At 59.2% G+C, this 22,536-nt stretch carries 30 protein-coding genes; 9 read left to right on the top strand and 21 right to left on the bottom strand.

Annotation, left to right across the window (positions count from 1 at the left end; translation table 11 throughout):
• The first annotated feature begins 98 nt into the window (after nucleotides 1–98).
• From N4Q37_RS08090 to tsaA, 4 genes are all read left to right on the top strand, one after another.
• The gene (locus N4Q37_RS08090) at nucleotides 99–572 is read left to right on the top strand and encodes a GNAT family N-acetyltransferase (protein WP_260956765.1); all 474 of its coding nucleotides are present in this window, start codon (nucleotides 99–101) and stop codon (nucleotides 570–572) included.
• 65 nt (nucleotides 573–637) lie between these two features.
• Nucleotides 638–1,348: an rRNA pseudouridine synthase gene (locus N4Q37_RS08085; RefSeq protein ID WP_260956763.1), complete on the top strand. Its 711-nt coding sequence runs from the start codon at nucleotides 638–640 to the stop codon at nucleotides 1,346–1,348.
• A gap of 58 nt (nucleotides 1,349–1,406) precedes the next feature.
• Complete coding sequence (locus tag N4Q37_RS08080) at nucleotides 1,407–1,868, top strand: YehS family protein (RefSeq protein WP_260956761.1); 462 nt, start codon at nucleotides 1,407–1,409, stop codon at nucleotides 1,866–1,868.
• A 69-nt stretch (nucleotides 1,869–1,937) separates the two neighbouring features.
• Nucleotides 1,938–2,636, top strand: coding sequence for a tRNA (N6-threonylcarbamoyladenosine(37)-N6)-methyltransferase TrmO (gene tsaA / locus N4Q37_RS08075; RefSeq protein ID WP_260956759.1), 699 nt, complete (start codon nucleotides 1,938–1,940; stop codon nucleotides 2,634–2,636).
• Nucleotides 2,637–2,724: 88 nt separating this feature from the next.
• On the opposite strand, the gene fpr is transcribed toward tsaA, so the two are convergent.
• The gene (fpr, locus tag N4Q37_RS08070) at nucleotides 2,725–3,504 is read right to left on the bottom strand and encodes a ferredoxin-NADP reductase (protein WP_260956757.1); all 780 of its coding nucleotides are present in this window, start codon (nucleotides 3,502–3,504) and stop codon (nucleotides 2,725–2,727) included.
• Nucleotides 3,505–3,626: 122 nt separating this feature from the next.
• Between fpr and N4Q37_RS08065 the strand changes: the two genes are divergently transcribed.
• Complete coding sequence (locus N4Q37_RS08065) at nucleotides 3,627–4,553, top strand: LysR family transcriptional regulator (RefSeq protein ID WP_260956755.1); 927 nt, start codon at nucleotides 3,627–3,629, stop codon at nucleotides 4,551–4,553.
• A gap of 4 nt (nucleotides 4,554–4,557) precedes the next feature.
• On the opposite strand, the gene N4Q37_RS08060 is transcribed toward N4Q37_RS08065, so the two are convergent.
• The 3 genes from N4Q37_RS08060 to N4Q37_RS08050 all read right to left on the bottom strand — a co-directional run bounded on the left by N4Q37_RS08060 (nucleotide 4,558) and on the right by N4Q37_RS08050 (nucleotide 6,485).
• Complete coding sequence (locus tag N4Q37_RS08060; RefSeq protein WP_260956753.1) at nucleotides 4,558–4,920, bottom strand: diacylglycerol kinase; 363 nt, start codon at nucleotides 4,918–4,920, stop codon at nucleotides 4,558–4,560.
• Nucleotides 4,921–4,991: 71 nt separating this feature from the next.
• Nucleotides 4,992–5,645 (bottom strand): response regulator transcription factor ErdR, encoded by a 654-nt coding sequence (gene erdR, locus N4Q37_RS08055; RefSeq protein WP_260956751.1) that lies wholly within the window; start codon nucleotides 5,643–5,645, stop codon nucleotides 4,992–4,994.
• Between the two features lie 93 nt (nucleotides 5,646–5,738).
• Nucleotides 5,739–6,485: a tRNA-uridine aminocarboxypropyltransferase gene (locus N4Q37_RS08050; RefSeq protein WP_260956749.1), complete on the bottom strand. Its 747-nt coding sequence runs from the start codon at nucleotides 6,483–6,485 to the stop codon at nucleotides 5,739–5,741.
• Nucleotides 6,486–6,669: 184 nt separating this feature from the next.
• On the opposite strand from N4Q37_RS08050, the gene N4Q37_RS08045 reads away from it, so the two are divergent.
• On the top strand, nucleotides 6,670–7,092 hold the full coding sequence (locus N4Q37_RS08045) for a quorum-sensing-regulated virulence factor family protein (RefSeq protein ID WP_260956747.1): 423 nt from the start codon (nucleotides 6,670–6,672) through the stop codon (nucleotides 7,090–7,092).
• On the opposite strand, the gene N4Q37_RS08040 is transcribed toward N4Q37_RS08045, so the two are convergent.
• Nucleotides 7,093–7,287 (bottom strand): hypothetical protein, encoded by a 195-nt coding sequence (locus tag N4Q37_RS08040; protein ID WP_260956745.1) that lies wholly within the window; start codon nucleotides 7,285–7,287, stop codon nucleotides 7,093–7,095.
• A 447-nt stretch (nucleotides 7,288–7,734) separates the two neighbouring features.
• On the opposite strand from N4Q37_RS08040, the gene N4Q37_RS08035 reads away from it, so the two are divergent.
• Nucleotides 7,735–8,853 (top strand): LOG family protein, encoded by a 1,119-nt coding sequence (locus N4Q37_RS08035; RefSeq protein WP_260956744.1) that lies wholly within the window; start codon nucleotides 7,735–7,737, stop codon nucleotides 8,851–8,853.
• A 45-nt stretch (nucleotides 8,854–8,898) separates the two neighbouring features.
• Here N4Q37_RS08035 and recX read toward each other — a convergent pair whose 3' ends face one another.
• The 5 genes from recX to N4Q37_RS08010 form a co-directional block, all read right to left on the bottom strand.
• Nucleotides 8,899–9,366, bottom strand: coding sequence for a recombination regulator RecX (gene recX, locus N4Q37_RS08030; RefSeq protein WP_260956742.1), 468 nt, complete (start codon nucleotides 9,364–9,366; stop codon nucleotides 8,899–8,901).
• An 8-nt stretch (nucleotides 9,367–9,374) separates the two neighbouring features.
• On the bottom strand, nucleotides 9,375–10,430 hold the full coding sequence (recA, locus tag N4Q37_RS08025) for a recombinase RecA (RefSeq protein ID WP_260956741.1): 1,056 nt from the start codon (nucleotides 10,428–10,430) through the stop codon (nucleotides 9,375–9,377).
• Nucleotides 10,431–10,513: 83 nt separating this feature from the next.
• A complete protein-coding gene (locus N4Q37_RS08020) occupies nucleotides 10,514–11,014 on the bottom strand; it encodes a CinA family protein (RefSeq protein WP_260956739.1) in 501 nt (166 codons plus the stop codon).
• 83 nt (nucleotides 11,015–11,097) lie between these two features.
• A complete protein-coding gene (locus N4Q37_RS08015; RefSeq protein WP_260957043.1) occupies nucleotides 11,098–11,562 on the bottom strand; it encodes a lysis protein in 465 nt (154 codons plus the stop codon).
• 41 nt (nucleotides 11,563–11,603) lie between these two features.
• The gene (locus tag N4Q37_RS08010; RefSeq protein ID WP_260956737.1) at nucleotides 11,604–12,137 is read right to left on the bottom strand and encodes a glycoside hydrolase family 19 protein; all 534 of its coding nucleotides are present in this window, start codon (nucleotides 12,135–12,137) and stop codon (nucleotides 11,604–11,606) included.
• 145 nt (nucleotides 12,138–12,282) lie between these two features.
• On the opposite strand from N4Q37_RS08010, the gene N4Q37_RS08005 reads away from it, so the two are divergent.
• Both N4Q37_RS08005 and N4Q37_RS08000 read left to right on the top strand, forming a co-directional pair.
• Nucleotides 12,283–13,392 carry an acyltransferase family protein gene (locus N4Q37_RS08005; protein ID WP_260956735.1) on the top strand — a complete coding sequence of 370 codons (1,110 nt, stop codon included), beginning with the start codon at nucleotides 12,283–12,285 and terminating at the stop codon, nucleotides 13,390–13,392.
• Nucleotides 13,389–14,213 (top strand): alpha/beta hydrolase family protein, encoded by an 825-nt coding sequence (locus N4Q37_RS08000; protein ID WP_260956734.1) that lies wholly within the window; start codon nucleotides 13,389–13,391, stop codon nucleotides 14,211–14,213. The genes N4Q37_RS08005 and N4Q37_RS08000 overlap by 4 nt, the downstream gene beginning before the upstream one ends.
• Before the next feature lie 125 nt (nucleotides 14,214–14,338).
• Here the strand turns inward: N4Q37_RS08000 and N4Q37_RS07995 are convergent, their stop codons facing one another.
• From N4Q37_RS07995 to N4Q37_RS07945, 11 genes are all read right to left on the bottom strand, one after another.
• Nucleotides 14,339–14,530: a hypothetical protein gene (locus N4Q37_RS07995; protein ID WP_260956732.1), complete on the bottom strand. Its 192-nt coding sequence runs from the start codon at nucleotides 14,528–14,530 to the stop codon at nucleotides 14,339–14,341.
• Nucleotides 14,527–15,318, bottom strand: a complete 792-nt coding sequence (locus tag N4Q37_RS27845; RefSeq protein ID WP_390897911.1) for a hypothetical protein — start codon at nucleotides 15,316–15,318, stop codon at nucleotides 14,527–14,529. Before N4Q37_RS27845 ends, N4Q37_RS07995 begins: the two co-directional genes overlap by 4 nt.
• A gap of 10 nt (nucleotides 15,319–15,328) precedes the next feature.
• Nucleotides 15,329–15,928: a YmfQ family protein gene (locus N4Q37_RS07985; protein ID WP_260956730.1), complete on the bottom strand. Its 600-nt coding sequence runs from the start codon at nucleotides 15,926–15,928 to the stop codon at nucleotides 15,329–15,331.
• Nucleotides 15,916–16,956, bottom strand: a complete 1,041-nt coding sequence (locus N4Q37_RS07980) for a baseplate J/gp47 family protein (protein ID WP_260956728.1) — start codon at nucleotides 16,954–16,956, stop codon at nucleotides 15,916–15,918. Before N4Q37_RS07980 ends, N4Q37_RS07985 begins: the two co-directional genes overlap by 13 nt.
• A complete protein-coding gene (locus tag N4Q37_RS07975) occupies nucleotides 16,946–17,344 on the bottom strand; it encodes a phage GP46 family protein (protein ID WP_260957041.1) in 399 nt (132 codons plus the stop codon). The genes N4Q37_RS07980 and N4Q37_RS07975 overlap by 11 nt, the downstream gene beginning before the upstream one ends.
• The gene (locus N4Q37_RS07970) at nucleotides 17,344–17,853 is read right to left on the bottom strand and encodes a phage baseplate assembly protein V (RefSeq protein WP_260956726.1); all 510 of its coding nucleotides are present in this window, start codon (nucleotides 17,851–17,853) and stop codon (nucleotides 17,344–17,346) included. Before N4Q37_RS07970 ends, N4Q37_RS07975 begins: the two co-directional genes overlap by 1 nt.
• A 113-nt stretch (nucleotides 17,854–17,966) precedes the next feature.
• A complete protein-coding gene (locus N4Q37_RS07965) occupies nucleotides 17,967–19,007 on the bottom strand; it encodes a phage baseplate assembly protein (protein WP_260956724.1) in 1,041 nt (346 codons plus the stop codon).
• 3 nt (nucleotides 19,008–19,010) lie between these two features.
• Entirely contained in the window at nucleotides 19,011–20,249 is a 1,239-nt protein-coding gene (locus N4Q37_RS07960; RefSeq protein ID WP_260956722.1) for a DNA circularization protein, read from the bottom strand.
• Nucleotides 20,236–21,732 (bottom strand): phage tail protein, encoded by a 1,497-nt coding sequence (locus N4Q37_RS07955; RefSeq protein ID WP_260956720.1) that lies wholly within the window; start codon nucleotides 21,730–21,732, stop codon nucleotides 20,236–20,238. Before N4Q37_RS07955 ends, N4Q37_RS07960 begins: the two co-directional genes overlap by 14 nt.
• Before the next feature lie 130 nt (nucleotides 21,733–21,862).
• Complete coding sequence (locus N4Q37_RS07950) at nucleotides 21,863–22,159, bottom strand: phage tail assembly protein (RefSeq protein WP_260956718.1); 297 nt, start codon at nucleotides 22,157–22,159, stop codon at nucleotides 21,863–21,865.
• Nucleotides 22,156–22,503 (bottom strand): phage tail tube protein, encoded by a 348-nt coding sequence (locus N4Q37_RS07945; protein WP_260956716.1) that lies wholly within the window; start codon nucleotides 22,501–22,503, stop codon nucleotides 22,156–22,158. Before N4Q37_RS07945 ends, N4Q37_RS07950 begins: the two co-directional genes overlap by 4 nt.
• Nucleotides 22,504–22,536: the final 33 nt, after the last annotated feature.

The raw sequence follows: 22,536 nt of genomic DNA, 5'->3' as shown, positions 1-22,536 counted from the left end.
AAAAACAGAGAAGCCCCGCCCTTGCGACAAGATGCGGGGCTTTTTTACGACTATCGTATGGAGACATCCAAGGCATAGAGCAAAAGGAACAGGCGAGCATGCGTCAGCATTCGGTCATCCATACACCGAAACCGAGCGACTATCAGGAACTGACGCAAGTCTGGGAGGCTTCCGTACGTGCCACCCATGATTTTCTACCGGACAGCTACATCGAGTTGCTGAAGAACCTGGTGCTCACCCGCTACCTGGACGCCGTGATGCTCATCTGCACCCGCGATACCCGCCAACGGATCACCGGTTTCGCCGGCGTCGCGGCCGGCAAGGTCGAGATGCTGTTCATCGATCCGCAGCACCGCGGCCAGGGCCTGGGCAAGCAACTGCTGCGCTATGCCATGGAAAACCTCAACGCCGACGAGCTGGACGTCAACGAACAGAACCCGCAAGCCCTGGGTTTTTACCTCAAGCAGGGGTTCGAAGTAATCGGCCGCTCGGCACACGATGGCATGAACCAACCGTACCCATTGCTGCACATGCGCTACAAGCAGCCCGACCTCAAGGCCGGGCGCGGCTAAAAGACCCGCGATTAACCTGCTCCGGGCAGGTACAATGCCCACCCTCTTTTTGTTACGGCCCTGTCATGACTGACCCGATTCGTCTCTCCAAACGCCTCATCGAACTGGTCGGCTGTTCTCGCCGGGAGGCGGAGTTGTTCATCGAGGGCGGCTGGGTCACCGTGGATGGCGAAGTCATCGACGAACCGCAGTTCAAGGTCACCACCCAGAAGGTCGAACTCGACCCCGAGGCCAAGGCCACCGCACCGGAACCGGTGACGCTGTTGATGAATGTCCCGGTGGGCATGGACGTGGACACGGCAATGGCCACCCTGGGCCCGCAGTCCCTGAGCGAGGAGCATCGCTTCGGCAAACGACCGCTCAGGGGGCACTTCCTGCGCCTGACCGCCAGCGCCGACCTGCAAGCCAATGCCAGCGGCCTGCTGGTGTTCACCCAGGACTGGAAGATCCTGCGCAAGCTCACCGCCGACGCCGCCAGGATCGAACAGGAATATGTGGTGGAAGTCGAAGGCGAGATGGTCGCCCATGGCCTGAATCGCCTGAACCATGGCTTGAGCTACAAAGGCAAGGAATTGCCGGCGGTCAAGGCCAGTTGGCAGAACGAGAACCGCCTGCGCTTCGCCATGAAGAACCCGCAACCGGGCATCCTCGCCCTGCTCTGCCAGGCCGTCGGCCTCAAGGTGGTCGCCATTCGCCGTATCCGCATCGGTGGCGTGTCCATTGGCAAGGTACCGCTGGGCCAATGGCGCTACCTGTCCGCCAAAGAGAAGTTCTAATTTTTTCGGCGCCACCGCTGGCTGGGGCGCCCATTGCCGATCGATCAGGATTGCCCACATGATTCACAACGACGTACTGCGCAGCGTGCGCTACATGCTCGACATCAGCGACAAGAAAGTCATCGAGATCATCAAGCTCGGTGGCCAGCAAGTGACCCTGGCCGACCTGGCGGGCTACCTCAAGAAAGACGAGGAAGAAGGCTTTGTGTTCTGCCCTGACGAGGTCATGGCGCACTTCCTCGACGGTTTGGTGATCTTCAAACGCGGCAAGGACGAAAGCCGTCCGCCGCAGCCGATCGAAGTGCCGGTGACCAACAACATCATCCTCAAGAAGCTGCGGGTGGCCTTCGAACTGAAGGAAGACGACATGCACGCCATCCTCAAGTCTGCTGACTTCCCGGTATCCAAACCAGAACTCAGCGCACTGTTCCGCAAGTTCGGCCACACCAACTACCGTCCGTGTGGCGATCAGTTGCTGCGCAATTTCCTCAAGGGGCTGACGCTACGCGTCAGAGCTTGAACAATAGCTCCAAGCCTCAAGCGGCAAGCTTTCCACTTGCGGCTTGAAGCTTGAAGCTCGAGACTTAAAATGACCTACACCGTCTCCCCCATCGGCTTCGTCCGCTCCTGTTTCAAGGAAAAGTTCGCCATCCCCCGCCAACCGCAATTGGCCCCGGCCGCCCGCGGCGTGCTGGAGCTGGTGGCGCCGTTCGATCAGGGTGAAGCGGTGCAGGGCCTGGAACAGGTCAGCCATGTCTGGTTGCTGTTCCTGTTCCACCAGGCCCTGGAAGACAAGCCACGCTTGAAAGTGCGACCGCCGCGCCTGGGTGGCAACAAGTCTGTCGGGGTGTTTGCCACCCGCGCCACCCATCGCCCCAACGGCATCGGCCAGTCGGTGGTGAAACTGGAACGAGTCGAAGCCGGTCGGCTGTGGATTTCGGGCATCGACCTGCTCGATGGCACGCCGGTCCTGGACATCAAGCCCTACGTGCCTTACGCCGACATTGTCGGCTCGGCGACCAACCACATCGCCAGCGCGGCGCCTGAACCCATCCCAGTGCAATGGACAGACTCAGCCCTGCTCCAAGCCCACGAGCATGCCACGCGCCTGGGAGAGCCCTTGGTCGAGCTCATTGAGCAATGCCTGGCGCAGGACCCACGTCCGGCTTACCAGACGCCTGTCGCCGAACGCGAATATGGTGCGCAGTTCTGGGACGTGGACGTTCGCTGGCATTATCCGCAGCCGGGGTTGATTCGGGTGCTGGAAGTGATTCCGGCGAAACCGTAACCACCAGAAACGACAAAGCCCGCGCCGCCTTCATCAGGCGGCGCGGGCTTTCAGGGTCTGTCAGCCAGACCGAGTTGTCTTCATCGACTTACTTCTCGACGAACGCCCGCTCGATCAGGTAATCGCCCGGCTCGCGCATACGCGGCGAAACGGTCAGGCCGAAACTGTCGAGCACCTGGCTGGTTTCCTCGAGCATGCTCGGGCTGCCGCACAGCATGGCACGGTCGTCCTGCGGGTTGATCGGCGGCAGGCCGATGTCGCTGAACAGCTTGCCGCTGCGCATCAGGTCGGTCAGGCGGCCTTCATTTTCGAACGGCTCGCGCGTCACGGTCGGGTAGTAGATCAACTTGTCACGCAGCGCTTCGCCGAAGAACTCGTTCTGCGGCAGGTGCTCGGTGATGAATTCGCGGTACGCGACTTCATTGACGTAGCGCACACCGTGGCACAGGATCACTTTTTCGAAACGCTCGTAGGTTTCCGGATCCTGGATCACGCTCATGAACGGCGCCAGGCCGGTGCCGGTGCTGAGCAGGTACAGGTGCTTGCCCGGCTTGAGATCGTCCAGCACCAGGGTGCCGGTGGGTTTCTTGCTGATGATGATCTCGTCGCCTTCCTTCAGGTGCTGCAGCTGGGAAGTCAGCGGGCCATCCGGCACCTTGATGCTGAAGAACTCCAGATGCTCTTCCCAGTTCGGGCTGGCAATCGAGTAAGCGCGCATAAGCGGGCGGCCGTTGGGCTGTTGCAGGCCGATCATCACGAACTGACCGTTCTCGAAGCGCAGGCCCGGATCGCGGGTGCACTTGAAGCTGAACAGAGTGTCGTTCCAGTGATGAACACTGAGGACACGCTCGTGGTTCATGTTGCTCATGTACGGGGGACTCCTGGAAATGTTGCCTGCGCCGATAAGGTGCGCGATTGCAGCGCATTCTAATGGCGGCGACAATATCTGTTAAATGAATTATCAAGATAAGGGTTATCGGTTATATAGATATGCGATTCACTCTACGCCAACTTCAAGTCTTCGTCGCCGTCGCCCAGCAGGAGAGCGTGTCCCGCGCTGCGGGCCTGCTCAATCTGTCGCAGTCGGCCGCCAGCACATCTATCACTGAACTGGAGCGTCAATCCAGCTGCCAGCTGTTCGACCGCGCCGGCAAACGCCTGAGCCTCAACGCCCTGGGCAAGCAGTTGCTGCCCCAGGCGGTGGCGCTGCTGGACCAGGCCAAGGAGATCGAAGACCTGCTCAACGGCAAGTCCGGTTTCGGCTCACTGGCGGTCGGCGCCACGCTGACCATTGGTAACTACCTGGCCACGCTGTTGATCGGTGGCTTCATGCAGCGCCATCCGGAAAGCCAGGTGAAGCTGCATGTGCAAAACACTGCCAATATCGTGCACCAGGTTGCCCATTATGAAATTGACCTGGGTCTAATCGAAGGCGATTGCAACCACCCGGATATCGAGGTGCAGAGCTGGGTCGAGGACGAACTGGTGGTGTTCTGCGCCCCTCAGCACCCGCTGGCCAAGCGCGGCCAGGCGACCATAGAGGAGCTGACCCATGAAGCATGGATCTTGCGTGAACAGGGTTCAGGCACGCGACTGACCTTCGACCAGGCCATGCGTCATCATCGCAGTGCCCTGAACATCCGCCTGGAACTGGAACACACCGAAGCCATCAAGCGTGCCGTGGAGTCCGGCCTGGGCATCGGCTGCATTTCGCGCCTGGCCCTGCGCGATGCCTTCCGCCGCGGCAGCCTGGTGGCCGTGGAAACCCCAGGCATGGATTTGGCCCGGCAGTTTTACTTCATCTGGCACAAACAGAAATACCAGACCTCAGCCATGCGCGAGTTTCTCGACCTGTGCCGGGCCTTCACCGCCGGGGTCCGACGCAGCGACGAAATCGTGTTGCCGACCATCGCCTGAGCGATCAAAGCAGCACCACACCCCATACCAGCGCGATCATCGTCAACGCGACAAGCTGGGCAGCGCTGCCCATGTCCTTGGCGTTTTTCGACAACGGGTGCCGTTCCAGGGAAATGCGGTCAATGGCCGCCTCGACCGCCGAGTTGAGCAATTCCACGATCAACGCCAACAGGCAGACCGCAATCAGCAGGGCCTGCTCGACGCGACTGACATTCAGAAAAAACGACAGCGGGATCAAGATAACGTTAAGCAGCACTAACTGCCGGAATGCCGCTTCGCCGACAAACGCCGCACGCAGCCCGTCAAAGGAATAGCCAGAGGCATTGAGGATGCGTTTCAAGCCGGTTTGGCCTTTAAAAGGTGACATAAATTGGGCACTGATCAAAAAGGAGTGGAGAAGCTAATTCACGCCCGGTCAAAAAAGCGTGAACATCCGCATCAGGGCTGCGGTGAAATTGACTCAAGTTGTTGCAGAAGCAACGCTGCCTGGGTCCGGGTTCGCACATTCAGCTTACGGAATATTGCCGTCACGTGGGCCTTGATGGTGGCCTCCGAGACATTCAGCTCATAGGCAATCTGCTTGTTCAGCAGGCCTTCGCAGACCATGGTCAACACACGGAACTGCTGCGGCGTAAGGCTGGCCAAGCCTTCGCTGGCGGCCTTGGCTTCCTCGGACACACTGACCGCCTCAAAGGCCTGGGCCGGCCAGGATACATCGCCATCGAGCACCGCCTTCACGGCCTGCTGGATCATTTCCAACGAACTGGATTTAGGTATGAAACCGCTGGCGCCGAACTCCCGAGCCTTGACCATGACCGAAGCTTCTTCCTGGGCCGAGACCATCACCACGGGAATCTGTGGGTATTGGCCGCGCAGCAGCACCAGCCCGGAAAAACCGTAGGCACCTGGCATGTTCAGGTCCAGCAAAACCAGATCCCAGTCGGCCTTTTCGGTCAACCGGGCCTCCAGTTCCGCGATGCTGGCCACCTCCGTCAGCCGGACATCCGGTCCAAGGCCCAGGGTCACTGCCTGACGCAACGCGCTGCGAAAAAGCGGGTGGTCATCGGCAATCAGGATTTCGTATGTGGCCATTGTTCAAATGATCCTGTTTTTTCGGCGCCAAGCATGCCCAGCGAAGACGGGGTGGTCAAGCAGCACGACCGCCGCTGCGTACAGTATGGGCCACTACTGCGCCAACACGGGCGGAGCAGTACGGATAAAGGGCTGCAACTCGGCGTGGGCCGGGGTCGACACATTCACCTCCTGCTGACGCTTGGCACCCAGGTAATGTTGGCTGAACACATCGAAATAGGCGTCCAGGGCCGCCGCTGCATCACTGTCCCCGGCCAGTTCCAGACACAGCGCCGCGACTTCGGCGGTGCACAGGTGCTCGCTGCGGGTCGAGCGGCGCAAGCGGTAGCGCGACAGCCTGTCGGGCAACAGGCTCAGGATCGGCAAACGATCGAAGTACGGGCTTTTACGGAAAATCTTGCGCGCCTCGGTCCAGGTCGCGTCCAACAGAATGAACAGCGGACGTTTGGAGCGGTCCAGGTCGACCGTATGAGTCACTCGCGCGGGTTCGACGTATTCACCAGGAAAGACCAGGTAGGGCTGCCACTGCGGATCATCGAGCAGGGCCAGCAGTTGCTCGTCGACTTCGGTGCGTGACCAGATGAACGCGTGATTGTCACGCACCACGTCGGCGATCAGCCAACCGGTGTTGCTGGGCTTGAACACTTCCTTGTTGGTCATGATCAGGCAGATCCCGGAGCGGGCCTCGACGCTCGGACGCCAGGCACACAGACAGTGGCTTTCGATCACCCGGCAAGCACTGCAACGAGGGGCGCGCCAGCCCCGGGCCTGGAGCGGCTTGATGCCTTCGTCGATACGCTGGTCGCGCAGACGGGCTACGGCGTTAGGGGCATGGGTCATCGCAAACGACGCCAGCAGACAGAAAAACTCGACACGAACGACACTCGGCAGGGCAATAAAGGCCGGCAGTCTACCAGAGCGGGCAAGCCTGTACCGCTCAGGCAGGCTCCCCTATAATTCCCCGCCACTGAACGCACAGTCAGGTGACGGGTCGAACCACTCGTCACCGAACCAGGAGAGTTTCATGCTGCGCCTTATCGTCCCTACCGTTGCCGTTCTGCTGGCGACGTCCTTCAGCGCTCAGGCTGCCTCGCTGAAAGAACTCGAACTGAACAAGATGCTGCAGAACGTCGCCAGGGAAAGTAGCGTCGGTACGCCACGGGCGATCAACGAGGACATTCTCGACCAGGGTTATACCGTCGAAGGCACCGAACTGATCAATCACCTCAGTGTACAAAGCAGCCACGCCCAGCAAATGCGCGCCGACCCGAAAGCGGTTTATTTCCAATTGGGGTCCACGGTGTGTACCAACCCGGGTTTTCGCAAGCTGATGGCCAAGGGCGCGACGCTGCGTTATGAGTTCACCGAGGTCAAAAGCAACCGCCCGGTCGCGACCGAGCGCTTCCAGGAATCGGATTGCCCGAAACCGGCCAAGACGAAAAAATAATCAACCCGAGCTTGCGCGCCGCTGCTCATCGTCGGCGCGCAGTTCCGCCACCAGCGCCTGGAGATAGCGCGAGCGCCACGTCCTGCCTTCCAACCGACGGCAGCATTCTTCTTCAAGACTGACCCGATTGGCCTGAGCTGCTTCCAACAACATCAGGTACAACTGGGTATCGAGCTCCAGAGTTACCCTGGTCATTTCTTCCGCCTCCATGCCCCAGCTACATCAATCCATCGTTTGACGCCCAACCCCGAACGTCGATTGCATTGGCATACCTTTCTTCAGTAAATCAGAGCGACACACAACCGGTCGATAATCTGACGAGCGGCGCAGTATTTCCATGACTCGCATCCAGCGGTTGCAAACGGTCACTTTTGAGCGTCATGATCAGGACACCGAAGATCCACTCTCGGATCTGATTCAGGATAACGGGCAGAAAAGGCTGCCTGCCAATGTCTTGCCGCGTGTTTATTTTTCGTCCCAGGGAAAAGCGGAACCCGATGGATGGCTTGATCGCTTTGCTACAGGCCGCGTCGAGCCAGGTCGAACCCAGGTACTTGCCTGGGTTGACAACGACACACGGAGTGTCGAGGCCCGACGAATCTCTCGTTCGGGCCGGGGGTTCTGGTCAGAAGGAGAAGCTGAATGCCGTACAAACCGAATGACTTGCTCAGCCGTCATTTTGAAAACCATGGCCACGACCTCACCCAAAAGGTTGAAGAGCTGCTCAGCCTGGTGTCATCCAACAGCCCGAATCTGCCCATTTACCGTGACATGATCCTGACGGTGCTACGCATGGCCCAGGAAGATCACAACCGCTGGAATGCCAAGATCACGTTGCAAGCACTGCGGGAACTGGAACAAGCATTTCGCACCCTCGAACAGTTCAAGGGACGGCGCAAGGTCACGGTTTTCGGCTCGGCCCGCACGCCCATCGAGCATCCTTTGTACGGTATGGCCAAGGAGTTGGGGGCCGCGCTGGCCCGTTCGGACATGATGGTCATCACCGGTGCCGGCGGCGGTATCATGTCCGCCGCCCACGAAGGCGCAGGAAGGGACCACAGCCTGGGCTTCAACATCACCCTCCCCTTCGAACAGCATGCCAATCCCACCGTCAACGGCACGCCGAACCTGCTGTCATTCCACTTTTTCTTCACCCGCAAGCTGTTCTTCGTCAAGGAGGCTGATGCGCTGGTCCTCTGCCCTGGCGGTTTTGGCACCCTCGATGAAGCGTTGGAAGTCCTGACGTTGGTGCAAACCGGCAAAAGCCCCCTGGTGCCCGTGGTACTGCTGGACGTTCCCGGGGGCACGTTCTGGCAAGGAGCCCTGGAGTTCATCCGCGCACAGTTGGAGGAAAACCGCTACATCCTGCCAACCGACTTGAACCTGATGCACCTGGTACACAGCGCCGAAGAGGCCGTGGAAGAGATCAACCAGTTCTATCGCAACTTCCATTCCAGCCGCTGGCTCAAGCATCAGTTCGTGATCCGTATGCATCACAAGCTGAACGAACAAGCGCTGCAACAGATGCAGGTGGAATTTGCCGACCTGTGCCTGAACGACTGTTTTCACCAACATGACCACAGCGCCGAAGGGCCCGACGAGGCTCAATTCAATCACTTGACGCGACTGGCCTTCACCTTCAACGCCCGCGATCACGGCCGTTTGCGCGCCCTGGTGGACTACATCAACTTGCCGGAAAACTGGGTCCAGCCCGCCCAGAAGACACAACGCCTGGCGTGGGAGCAGATCAAGGTGAGCTGAGCCCATGAAAAAAACGGCCCGCTATCGAAATAGCGGGCCGTTTTTTCAGTCTTCCATACCGCGACCGTTGAACAAGCGGTTGATCATTTCCATGGAATACCCTCGATACGCCAGGAAACGCCCTTGCTTGGCCCGCTCTCGTGCATCGATGGGTAAATGCCCCGAGAACTTGCGTCGCCAGGTGTCCGTCAACTGTTCCTGCCAATTGATGTCACTTTCCCGTAGAGCCAATTCGATATCCGGACGGGACAGGCCACGTTGGCCCAACTCCTCACGGATTCGCAACGGACCGTAGCCGGAGCGAGCACGCGAAGAGACGAAACTTTCAAGGTAACGGGATTCCGATAACAGCCCCTCTTCCATCAAGCGGTCGAGGGCTGTTTCGATCAACTCATCGGCAGCGCCGCGCTGGCGCAATTTACGCGTCAGCTCGACTCGACCATGCTCGCGCCTGGCAAGCAGGTCCATCGCAGTTCGCCGCACCGCGACGAGGGTATCGAGTACGGCGGTCATCGAAGCGATCAGATATCAGCGTCAGCCAGATCGTCGGCGGTCTCATCACGACTGACCGCTGCCTTGGTGTCCGCGGCCGGGCTCAGCAACTTGCCACGCAGTTGCTTCTCGAGCGCTGCGGCAACTTCCGGATTGTCCGCCAGGAACTTGGCCGAGTTGGCCTTGCCCTGACCGATCTTGGTGCCGTTGTAGGCATACCAGGCGCCGGACTTCTCCACGAAACCGTGCAGCACGCCCAGGTCGATCATTTCGCCATTGAGGTAGATACCCTTGCCGTAAAGAATCTGGAACTCGGCCTGACGGAACGGCGAAGCGACCTTGTTCTTCACAACCTTGACGCGGGTTTCGCTGCCAACCACCTCGTCCCCTTCCTTCACCGCACCAGTACGACGGATGTCCAGGCGAACCGAGGCGTAGAACTTCAGGGCGTTACCACCGGTGGTGGTTTCCGGGCTACCGAACATCACGCCGATCTTCATGCGGATCTGGTTGATGAAGATCACCAGGCAGTTGGCGTTCTTGATGTTACCGGTGATCTTGCGCAGGGCCTGGGACATCAGGCGAGCCTGGAGGCCCACGTGCGCGTCGCCCATTTCACCTTCGATTTCAGCTTTTGGCACCAGGGCGGCCACGGAGTCGACGATGATCACATCAACCGCGTTGGAACGCACCAGCATGTCGGTGATTTCCAGGGCCTGTTCGCCCGTGTCCGGCTGGGACACCAGCAGATCGTCGACGTTGACGCCCAGCTTGCCGGCGTACTCAGGGTCCAGGGCGTGCTCGGCGTCGACGAAGGCGCAAGTGGCGCCGGCCTTTTGAGCCTGGGCGATCACCGACAGCGTCAGCGTGGTCTTACCGGAAGATTCAGGACCGTAGATTTCAACGATACGGCCTTTTGGCAGGCCGCCGATGCCCAGCGCGATGTCCAGGCCCAGAGAGCCGGTGGAGATGGAAGGAATAGCCTGACGGTCCTGATCGCCCATACGCATTACGGCACCCTTGCCGAATTGACGTTCGATCTGACCCAAGGCCGCAGCCAAGGCTTTCTTCTTGTTGTCGTCCATTAAAGTCCTCACGTAATCAATAGGGCCTGACGGCCGACACCTGTATAAGTAGCCAGTATTATTCCACAGCGTTTGAGGATCGCCTACCCCCGATTTGCGATTTCTGCCCCAGCATGTTGCAGCAACCCCTCTAGCGCGGCCCTCACCGTTTGTCGGCGGACCTCGTCGCGGTTGCCCGGGAAGAATCGCTGCTCGCTGATGACCCTGTCGCCAATGCCCCAGGCGAGCCATACGGTGCCCACCGGTTTGTTCGGCGAACCGCCATCCGGCCCGGCCACGCCGCTGACCGCCACGGCAAACCGCGCCTGGCTGTTGTGCCGGGCCCCTTGCACCATGGCTTCGACCACCTCGCGGCTGACTGCGCCCACTGTCTGGAACAGCTCGACCGGCACGTTCAACTGTTGGGTTTTCTGGCGATTGGAATAAGTGACGAAACCGGCCTCGAACCAGGCCGAGCTCCCGGGAATCCGGGTGATCGCCTCGGCAATCCCGCCACCGGTACAGGACTCAGCGGTGGTGACGTGGGCGTTGAGCACTTGCAGGCGCCTGCCCAGCTCCGCGGCCAGTTCGGTAATGTCGTCCACGTCGTTCTCCTGATTCCATCCAATTTGAGGCCTACCGTACACGAGCATCGGCAGCTTGCAAGGCTGGCACTATTACAGAGTGATTACTGACTCAGTGCCCTGACGTAGGCCTGACAAGCCTGCAAAGCGATCAATCCCCGATCGCCTTCGTCGGTGATGGCGATAATTCGTTGAGCATGCGCCGGGTCAAGTCGGGCGCGCGGGGCGCCATGATCCATGCGGCCGGGGCTGGTGGCGGCAGGCAGCGCACAACCGGCGAGGGCGTCGCCGGCATCAAGGAGGACTGACAGCCGGACATCGGCAGTAGCAAGGCGATCGCGCAGGCGAGCTTGATCTTTCTGGGCATTGGTCAATGTCTCGTGATGGGTTTGATCACTGGTCGACAGCCGCTGCTCTAACGTCAACCGCTTGTTCAGCTCGACCTGGGCCTGGACGGCGGCTACTGTGCTGATCTTTTTCAGGTCCGACTGGTAAAGACTGGACTGTTCTGCCAACCGTTTACCATAGCGCCAGTCTTGGACTTTCCACGTTAAGCCGGTCAGCACCATGGACAGCACGCCGAAAACCAGTAACTTCAATGCCAAGGGGTTCACGCCAACACCCCAAGTGCCCGTTCGTACAGAACCCGGCGGTCTGCCGCGCCGTTCTGGCCGCCATTGATTCTTCGCGTGATCTTATCGAAGGCACCAACATCCGCTAGGGCGTTGAGATCGCGAATAGACCAGAACCAAGCAGCCGACTTCGCTGCCCACTCAGGCTGCTCCAGCATTTGGGGATTGCTGATCAAGTCCAAGTCCAACGCTTCGCCGCACTCTGCATAGTTGACTCGACCGGTGATTTGGATCAGGCCGCGGCCACGAAACCGAGATCCGTCGCCCGGCTCGGTGTTGCCTAGGTCTGCCCGGCCCTCGTACCGAGACTGCACTGGCGTAGGGCCCCACAGCTCTCGAACGTAGCGCAGTTGCCCGGACTCGTGGCCAACCTGAGCGATAAATGCTGCAACCCGTCGAACTCCCAGAATCTGGTATCGCCCCATGGCGGTGTTAAGAGCTGGTGTAAAAACGCCAGCATTGGCACCGGCGTTCGGAAGGATCCGCAGCAACTGTTGTGCCGAGATACGCATAACTTCTCTCCTATCGATAAAATCCTCGGAGGTCCGAGGTTCAAGCTTACTCAGCCTCATGCAGCACCGCAGTGGATACATCGATGTGCCATTACCTGCGTATGTTGTGAGACAATCCCGATACACCAAACGAACCGAGGTTCCCTTGTCTGCAATTACGCCCCACCAGGCCCGCCAGCTTGACTCTGTTCGTGGCCTTTCATCTTTAATCGTCCTAGTCGGTCATGCAAATCAGACATTTATCACTCCAATTGAAAGTGAGCACTCTGTCTTCGTGGGCTTTTTCACCCAATTTGCAGTGATGGTATTTTTTGCGTTAAGTGGCTTTTTAGTCGGAACGTCAATCTTCAGAAACATTGAAAGAAACCAACACTTCCTTATAGGCAAGTACGCATACGATAGAGCATTGAGGATCTACCCACCTCTTATCGCTGCAACTTTTCTGATGGTTTTAATATGGAAAATTTCCCCACATATATTCCCTTCCGGCACTTATTTATTCGCAGAAACCTCTAACCAACTTGCACGAACAGGCATAACTACCAATACAAAGGAAATATTTGGCTCACTGTTGTTTTTGAACGGCTTCAAAACAACAACTCCTGGACCTAACGGTCCTCTCTGGAGTCTTTCCTATGAAGTCTGGTACTACATTTTTGCGGGATTGTTATTCATGCTTCCCCGTCGGAAGCTCCTAGCCATCATTCTTTTGCTCACGGCCATATATCTGACGCGCAAGAACCAGCAGTTCATAATGTTCTCTACAGTGTGGGCCGCCGGTTTGGTTCTTGCAAAATACCACCACTCTGGGCGCCTTCCATCTGCGAAGAGAATGCAGATGGCGGCGACGAGCCTCACTGTCGCAACGATCCTAACGATGGTGTGTGTGCTGAAACTGAACCCGGGACATTCGGCCTGGCTCACTCCGTGGAACTATTTCATGGTTGTATCAGGCATTTGGTTTACAGTGATATTGGCGATGGTGATGCAGGGCGCAATCTCCTTGCCTACATGTTTTCACAAGTCTGCCACCTACTCGTACACCTTATATATTGTGCACTTTCCTATAATGCTGCTGGTTCTTGGAACATTCCAGACAACCATCCTTGACTCCATAGAAAACGCCGTCCTTGTTGCGACCACCACTGTATTATTCTGCGTGATTATTGCTGCAATAATGGCGAAATACGTTGAGAATAAAAAACTGCTCGAAACGCACTTCAAAACATTAAGCCTTCAGATGACTGACAAATGATAAACAAATTCTTCTGGACTCTGGCAGTAAGCGCTATCCTCACACAGCCTGCCTATGCCGCTGACTTCCAAACCTTATCAACCACCGACGGCGTCGAGTATGGCTATCAGCAAGGTCTCAAGGGCAAGCCCATCCTCGTTGTAATCACCACTGATATTGCCGAGTCTTTAAGCGACAAATATTCCGACACGAGCATTACGCTTCGAAACGCGGGCTACACACTAATTGCAATAGATGCAACTTGTCATGGAAAGGATACAAAAAATAAAGAACCTAGTGGTCTAGCGTGCTGGAACAAACGAGCTAACGATAGCGGAACGGATATTTTCTTACCTTACATTGCCAAGTTGCGAAGCGTGATAACCACCGTAAAGGATAAAGGGATCGCTGACGCTTCGACAATCGGCGTACTTGGCGTATCTCGCGGCGGCTATCTTGCAATGAGAGTCGCCTCTGAAATACCAGAGGTTACCACCGTAATTGCTTTGGCACCTGTCACGGACATATTCCGCTTAAGCGAATTTAGAGAATCGAAAGCGCCGAGAGAGCTGTACTCTCTCAAAGCCAATTACTCGACTCTGGCTAAGAAACATATCTTTATCCAGATAAACAATGATGACGACCGTGTCGGTACAGCGGAGGCCCTATCTCTTATCACTGGGGTAACAAAATCCGAAAACTCGGAATCTGTCGATCTAATGGCGGTATTGACACCAAGGAAAGGACACTCGACGAGCGAGCATCAAATGGCTGCGGCCTGGGCCTTGGATCGACAACGAGAGGCTGCTGGTGTAGGCACACAGATGTCCGCCCCCAAATAACAGCTATCGCGACCAAAAAGTGTTGGTCCGATAGCAAAGTCGCTTTTTGTTATTATCAAGAGACTGAACTCTCGCTAAAATCTTTTCGAGAACAACAGCAGAAATTTATATATTCTCTTAGCCGTTCATTCTATGCCACCGCCTGACTGCATCCATACTTCAAGAACAAAGTCCCAGTGATCACTCATGCTATTCGGAGCGGATTTGACCTCTACTCCCTCGGGAAAAGGATGCGGAGAACCCGGCAACAACTCGCCCCCCATAGCGCCCAAATAGGTGCCGTTAATATCTGAGAAAAATTTCAGCTGTTTGTTCATCCTATAACCCTCACAGTAAATCTCCAATTCGCCGCCGTGGCAGTAAATCTAAAGCCGTTGGTTTTAGTAGGCAGTAACATGACTACGGATCCGAGCCCTAGCGTAACTTGTGTGGAGGTCTCTCCGTACCAGTAGGTTCCGACCGAGATATCAGTGCCTGAGGAGTTCTGATACCAGTTACCGCGGTGAACAACATCGCCGACTGACCATCCACCTTCTGCCGCGATACACACAAAATTGAACTCGACCAAGAACGGTACTACACCCAGATTGTGATTAAATACGGCCTGAGCGCCAGGGGTAATTGGATATTGTCCCGATACCACCCCTGAAATTTTATTTTGAAGTCCGGCAGGGTGAACCGCGCGGACAGTATCTGATCCTGCTTGAGTTTCTACGCTCGTAGCCAGCTCAACGATACCAGCACGGGTTTCCGTAGCTGTGCGAGAAGCAAGTCCGGCCGGGGTGACCGCACGCAGGGCATCTATTCCTGTTTGGGTCTCAAAGTTCGTTGCCAACTCAACGAGGCCTTTCTCGGTCATCGAAGCATCTGGCGGAGATGCCGGGATCGCGCCAACAATTTTGGCATTGATCGCTGCAAGAAGCTGAGCATCATTATTTTCGTCAGGCGTGAGACCTGCAGAGATAATTACATTCAACAGCTCGTCTGTGACGGAGTTGCCCCATTGCGCCGGAATCAACGAACCGGGAGTACCTGCAATCTCATCCTCGTCCAAAAATTTCCCATCGACCAAACCAACGCTTGGTACGCTTTTCGGAAAGTCCATGTTTCATCCCTCATTTATAATTGATTTGCACAAAAGTGTTCGCGGGCGCAGCGCGCCGAATCTGACATTCGAGCGGATTTCCGGGATTCACTCCGAACCGCTCCCCCCAATAGCTTGCGCCGAAGCGCCTGCCCTGCCGCTGCCGGCTGCCCGTATTGACAGTCCACATAAACTGCGCATTCCAAGTACCGAAACGCGCCGCACCAAAACGAGAGCGCCCCATACGAGGCGCTCTGTGCTCGGAAATGAATGCATCGGGGTAGCCCTGACTAACCGCGATGTCGATGAAACGCGACATACTCAGGCCACCGACCTCAATCAACCGTCGACGTACCGCCAATCGCCTGTCTTCAAAGACAGGATTCAGGCCGAGACAAGGATCAGGCAGGCTCATGACCGCCTCCCAATCCGGCACCAGTTCACTCACCCCCGCCGGATCCATTTCATTGAGTAAATCAGCAGCACGCGCATCAACACGCGCCAGTTCCTGAGCGATGCCTTCCAGCACCTGTTCCAGTTCCGGTACCCGCTCCGGGTTCCACGCCAGGCCGCTAGGCAGCAGGCTGCGCAGTTGGGCCTGGTACTGCTCGGCGGTTCTTATTCCAGCCATACGCAGCCTCCAAACGTCAGCAACTGATTGCTCGCTGCTACCACGTTGGCGCTCGGCGCGGCGAGGGTGTGATCGGTTTCGCCGGTGGCGCTGCTGATGGCTTCGGCGATGTGAGTCAACAACAGGGGTTCGCCGAGGCCGGCTTCACGGTTGTGCAGGTCACGCAACTGGGCCTCGATGGCGGCGCGCACGGCGCTGGTGTCCGGGGTGATGTGCAGCCTGTAGGTCACAGGAACCTGCACCGGCGCCAGCACATGCACTTCGGCGGTAACCGGGCGCAGGGGCTCGATGTAGGCCCGGACCTCCTCCAGTTGCTCGGCACTGGGAATCGGTTGCGGATCGTCGTCACGCATGACGAACAGGCCGACGGTGCCGGGTCCCAGGTAGCTACCGCGGCACCAGGCGCGGGTAATGCCGGCGCATTCCAGAGCCCAGGTTTCATAGTCCTGGGCCGAGCCGCCATGGGGAACAATGCGGTAAGAACGGATCACCCTGGTCCGCAGGGACTCGAGGCTTTCCCGGGCGACGCCACCGGTCAACCCCGGTGCCAGCACGGTGAAGCTGCTGGAGATGCCAAGGATCGGCTGTATCGGCGTAAGGACCAGGCCAGCATCGGCGTTGCCCAGGCTGCCGGCCTCCAGCGCGGCGACGGTGGTGGTGTTGAGGCCGTTGCCGGTGGTGCGGGCGGTGGTCACTTTATAGGCGCGGCCGTCAGCGGATTGCAGCAGCGTGTCGACATCCAGCACCGCACCGGCGGTAGCGGTGAAACTGACTGTGCCGTTGGCCGCCTGGGCGGCTTTGCGCGCCTGGTTCAGCCGCAGGGCGGCGATGCGCTCCAGGGTCGATTCATCGGCCTTGTCCGGCAGGATCTGTTCGGCGATCCAGTCCAGGTAGCCGTACAGGCCATAGGCTGCGCCACCCAGGGTGCGGGCCAACACTTGAGCATCGGACTGGCGCAACGAATCGCTGGCCAGGTCGCTTTGGGCGCGCTTGATCAGCACCGGCAGCGAAGGGGTTTCAAACGGCATAGGTCACCTGCCAACTGTTATCGGGATTGATGTCCAGGCGCTGGCCGTCGGCCAGGGTCAGGACGGTGCGCAGGTTCAGGCGCTGGGCGTCGAGGCGTTCGCTGATGATGTCGATGGCGCTGCAATGACCGTCGTCGATCAACCACTGCAAGGCTTCGCGGGCATAGAACTCGGCGTCGAGCTGGGTCTGGCGGGTCAGCTTGACCCGGCGCAGCAGCCACAGCCGCGAGCCGATGCGGTCATCGGCGACCGTAGGAAAGGTGTCGCCCCACCAGCCGAAACGCTCCTCGTCATCGACGGCGTCATCGTCAGCGGCGCGGCGCCAGGTGAACAGGCTGATCAACACCGAGCGGATCAACGCGGCGTGCAGGTTCTGGCTGATGAACATCATTGCCCCCCCGCCGGCGCACCGGTCTGGCCGTTGCCGGCTTGTACGCCGACATGTACATGCTTGATCTGGCTGACGCCACCGGCGATCTGGTCGCCTTGGGAAACGATCTTGCCGGTGTGATTGATCACGGGGCTGTCGATGTTCACCGCGCTGCTGGCGCGGATGTTCAGGGTGGCGGTGTCGATGTCGATCACACGGCCGCGCTTGAAATGGATCCGGTCGCCTTCGTCGGTGTAGATCGCCACTTCGCCGGGGGCCAGGGCCTTGAGGCGGAAACGGCGGTCGGCGACCACCAGGACCACGGCGTGGGAGCGGTCACCGCCCAGGAACGTGGCAATGCCCTCCGCGCCAGCGAGGGGGTTGCTGGTGAAGCCGTAGGGTTCGAAGTGCTCCATGTCGTCGTTCACTTCACCGGCAGTGAGGCGCATCTGCAGCGACTGCAGTTTGGAAGCGGAATTGGCGAGCACGACAGTGCCGCGCGCCAGGAGGCGGGTCAGTAGGCTCATTTTGGTTCCTTCGGAAATCGGATTGTGGCCAGGCGGGGTGCCAGTCGAAGTTGGCGGTGGCTGTACCGCCGCTATTGCGAGCGAGCCCGCTCCCCAAGGCTTCGGCGCCCGGCTCAGGACTTGGGCTTGACCGGGCTTGCGTCGAACGTATGGGGCGGGGAGACTTGCAAGGTGGTGATCGAGCCTTGCGCGGACAGCGAATAGGTGACTTTGGAAATCAGCATGTCGCCATCGAAACCCAACACCGGGTCGATCACCCGCACCAGGGTGTTGTGCCGCCACAAGTCGCCATTAGCCTGGCGCCAGCCCTGTACACGGTAGGTCGTGGTGAGGGCACGGCCGGTGCGGATGGCGCTTTCCCAGTCGGCCCGTTGCTGGGCCAGTTCGAACGTCAACTGGGCGCTCTCGCTGATGACCGTCACCCGCTTGCGCTTGAAACTCAGGTCGGTGGCGGTGCCGGAGACTTCACTCACCGCCGCCCCGCTCTGCTGGTCGCTGCCCTTGTGCTGACCGATGACGCGGTATTCGGAGAACACCTGGCTGTAATCCATCGGCGCGTTGCCCGAAAGAATGTTCTTGCCCAGCTCCAGCACATCACTGGCCCGCCCACCGCTGCCGGGTTTGGCCAGCAGTACGCGACCTTCGGCGTCGTCGGTGGAAAACACCCGGAACAACGTCAACAGGCGGTCAATGGACTGGAAGACCGTTTCCCCCGGCACGATGCTGTGCTGACTCAACCGAGCGGTTTCCGGGATCTCGCTGAGCACCCCGACGCCGTATTGCGACGCCAGGGCCTGGACGATGCTCAGTACCGTCTGCCCGCGCCATTGGCTCGGACGATTGATCGCTGCGCAATCCACCAGGTCCTGGGTCCTGGAACCGCCTTCGATGCTCAGCGTGATCTGGCGCCCGTCATAGCTGACCGGGGCCTTGAACACGTAGCCGCTGAGCACCAGGTCGGCACCGATGCGCACCTGGCATTCATCACCGGGACGGATCGGCACTGCCTGGGTCTGCCCCGGCCATTGCCAGGTGATGTCGAGTTTGAAAGTGCGGAACTGACGCTCCAGGTCCGCACTGATTTCCACGCTTTTCCAGCCGCCGTAGTCCAGCCCGCCGACGGTGAGCGTGACGGTATTGTCGAGCTCGCTCATGGCTTACTCCCCCGAGACTTTCAGGTCATTGGGCGGCAGGAAACCCGGGTGGGCTACGCCGTTGCGCTGGATCACTTCGGTCACCCGGGTGGCATCGGCAAATTGCTGATAAGCCACCACCAGCGCCGGCAGGCTTTGCTTGAACGACAGGTTGATCAACCTGACACCCGACGACGCCACCGCCGTCAGGTGCGCAGCCATTTGCTGACGCAGGTGGTTCAACGCCTGATAGTGATCCGGATCGGCCTTGAGGGAGGCCTGCCAGATCGCTTCGTTGAGGGCATCGCGCAGGGCCAGCACATCGTCGGCCACCGGCACGTCCCGACGCCGGATCGGCTGCACGGCCTGCTGCGCCACTGAAGGCGTAGCGCCGAGCTTGACCACCGGCGCCGCCACGGGCATCGCCGCAATCCATTGCGCAGCCTGTACCAGCAGCGTGTCCTGGACCAGATCGGCCACGGCCTGGGCCGCCGCCGTGGTGTCCTTGCCGGTGGTGAGTTTGGGTGCGTCCGACCGGCGAATGGCTTCGACCTGTTGCGACACGCTGGCAATCACGCCGCGATAGCCGTCACGGGCAAAGTCCTTCAACTCCCGGATGTCCCCCACCAACCCCTTGAACTCGGCCGCCACTTCCTTGGGCAGCTCCTTTACCGCCTTGACCAGATCGCTGAGTTGCCCATAGACCTCGATCAACGGCTTCAGCTCCTGCTCGATAACGCCGTATACCTCCTTGAGACTGTTGCGCAAGTCAGCGATGCCGATCCGCGCGGCCTTGATCAAGGTCATCGCGTCTTCAAAACGCCGCACCGCCGCCCCCAGGAAGCTGTCAGCCGACACCAGCAACAGTTTCTGGCTATTGATCGCGGCCGAGGGGAATTGCAGCGGCTGGTCGGGATAGAACTTCAGGGCAAACGTGACCAGCCCGCCATCCTGGCGGGTCTGGGTCATGTCACACTCGCCGACCTTGACCTGCATCCGTCCCAGCCAAGGGTGCACCAGTTCGCCGCTGCCTTGCTCCAGCGCCTTGAGCAGCTTGTCGCGCTGCTCCAGGCAATCGGGGCCGACGATAAACGCGGTCAGTTCATGGATCTTCGCCTGCTGGCCCAGCCCTTCGAAAAACGGCTGGTCGCGCTGTGGGTACTCATGCAACTGGCCCTTGTGCCCCACCGGGGTTTTCGCCTGGTCGACCCAGAACCCGACGCCGCGAAACGACGCCGGCAACAAACGGTCACGCCAGCTCATTGGAACCTCCTGCGGACAGAGAGCGATAACCGATGCGCGAACTCACCGCCAGACCGGGTTGATTGGTTTGCGGAGGCTCGGCGCGCAAACCGGCCGGCGCGTTTTCGAAGCGCACGGTCAGGCCGCCTTCGAGTTGTGTGCGGTTGTTCGCAGCGCTTTGTTGCACCAACGCACTGGAGGTCTGCGGCAACGCACCGGCGCTACCAAAAAACGCCGGCGCCAGTTCACCCTTGCCTTCGGCATTGGTCTTCTGCTGCGCTTCGGCCAGTCCTTGGACCTCGCCGGTGAACGTGGTGATGACCTCGCCAAAACCACCGTTGAAGAACGCCTTGATCGGCGCGATCACACCCTGCAGCTGGTCCCACCACTGACTGAACCACTCACCCACCGGCCCCCACTGCTTTGTGAGGCCTTCGATGGGCGACCAGTCGAACAGCCCGCCAAACACCGCCAGCATGATTGACACCTGACTGCGCAGGCCTTCCCAGATCCCGGCGAATACCTCCACGAGGGAGCCCCAGTTGGCGATGATCAGGCCCAACGGCGTCCAGTTGAAAAGCCCTTGAAGCACGTCCATCACCGGCACGGTCAACGCCTTGAGCAGATCCCAGATGGCCGAGAACAACCCCGTCAGGGGGCCCCAGTTGTTGATGATCAAACCCAGGGGCGACCAGGCGAACAGCGTCTGCATGAAACCGATGACAGGCGTCGCTGCCGCCACGAGCACGTTCCACAACGCGCCAAAGAAACTGCTGATCGGCCCCCAGTTACTGATTACCTGCCCCATCGGGGTAAAGGCGAACACCGTCTTGAAGAACTCGGCCATCGGCAAAACGATGGGCGCAAGCCGTTGCCAGAGCCCGGCGAAGAACGCGGAGATCGGTTCCCAGTAGGCGATGATCATCCCTGCCGCCAAGGCGATGCCCATGGCGATCAGGCCAATGGGGTTCATCTTCAACGCCAGGCTGACCACTTCGAGGGCCTGGCTTGCACCGCTGACGGCGCTCTGGATCGCGCTGAATGCCACGGCACCCGCCGCCAGGCCCTGCACCAGTTGCGGATTGTCCTGCAGCACCTGGGCCACACCGCCGATCATCGGCTGTAGACCGACCGTGAGCGCATTGACCGCGGGCATCAGCGCCGAGCCGAACTGCAACGACACATTGCCGATGGAAGTCTTCAATCCATCCAGGTTCTGTGCCGCCACCAACGGCGCTGCCGGTGCCTGTACGGCGCCGGCCACCGCGTTCACCTCAGCGACTTCACCCTTGAACGCCACCGCCGACTTGAGCCCTTCCATGAACGGCTTGGCGATCCCCCCGTCCGGCAGCAGTCCGGAAATATCCAGATTGCCGAGACCGATCGCATCGAGGTTCTGCTTGAAGCCCTGGACCTTCGCCCGAAGGCCGGCGAGCTTGGGCGACAGCTCATCGATGCCGGTCAGCAGCACCGCTTTTTTCTCTACCTGTTGTGTATCTGCCATCACTGCACCTGCTGCATCGCATTGATCCGTTGCGCGTGCTCCAGGGATTCGCGGAGCACATCCAATGGCCTGGCCATCATCTGTTCGGGGTCAACCTTCCAGAACCAGGCCAGGTCATAGGCGGCTGCGATCAGGTCGCCGATGGCTGCGACGCCGCACTCATGAAAAAACTCGCGACCGCCCAGCTCAGCGCGTTGAGGTCGGCCAGGTCCAGCTGGTTGACCGACGATGGCGGGATGCCGGCGCAGACCGCGATGTATTTGGCCGCGACATCCATGTCCAGGCTCACCTCCTCGCTCTTGTCGATCTTGTACGGCAGCGCCTTGATCGCCCGGACTTCCTGCACCGTCGGACGGCGCAGGGTCAGTTCGTTCAACGGCTCGCCGTGGGCCTCGATGGACACGCGCAACGTCACCACATCGCTCATTGCCAGGTCCCCTTGATGCCTTCGAATTTCAGCTCGATGGTGGCGTCGTCACCCTTGGACACCGGCTCTTCCACCAGGTAGGCGCCGGCCAGCACGTAGACCTTGCCGTTGCTGAACTCGCAGGTGATGGTCATGTCGGTGCCGGAAACCAGCTGCTTGAGCGGGAAGTCCGCGGTATGCAGCGCCGTCACCTTGAAGGATGGGGCGATGTCCGTTTCCTTGTAGAAGCCCGGTACGACGGTTTCGCGTTTGGTGAACATCAATGGCGCTTCGCAGCCACCATTGATGGTCAGTTGGGCACCGTCCACTTTGACGTAGCAGGTACCTGCAATCAGTTGACCCATGGTGTTTCTCCTTCAAATAAAAAGCCCACGCAC

The organism is Pseudomonas citri (genome assembly GCF_025336485.1).
Classification (GTDB): domain Bacteria; phylum Pseudomonadota; class Gammaproteobacteria; order Pseudomonadales; family Pseudomonadaceae; genus Aquipseudomonas; species Aquipseudomonas citri.
The sequence above is the reverse complement of the archived record's forward strand: the minus strand, read 5'-3'. Positions and strand labels throughout refer to the sequence as shown.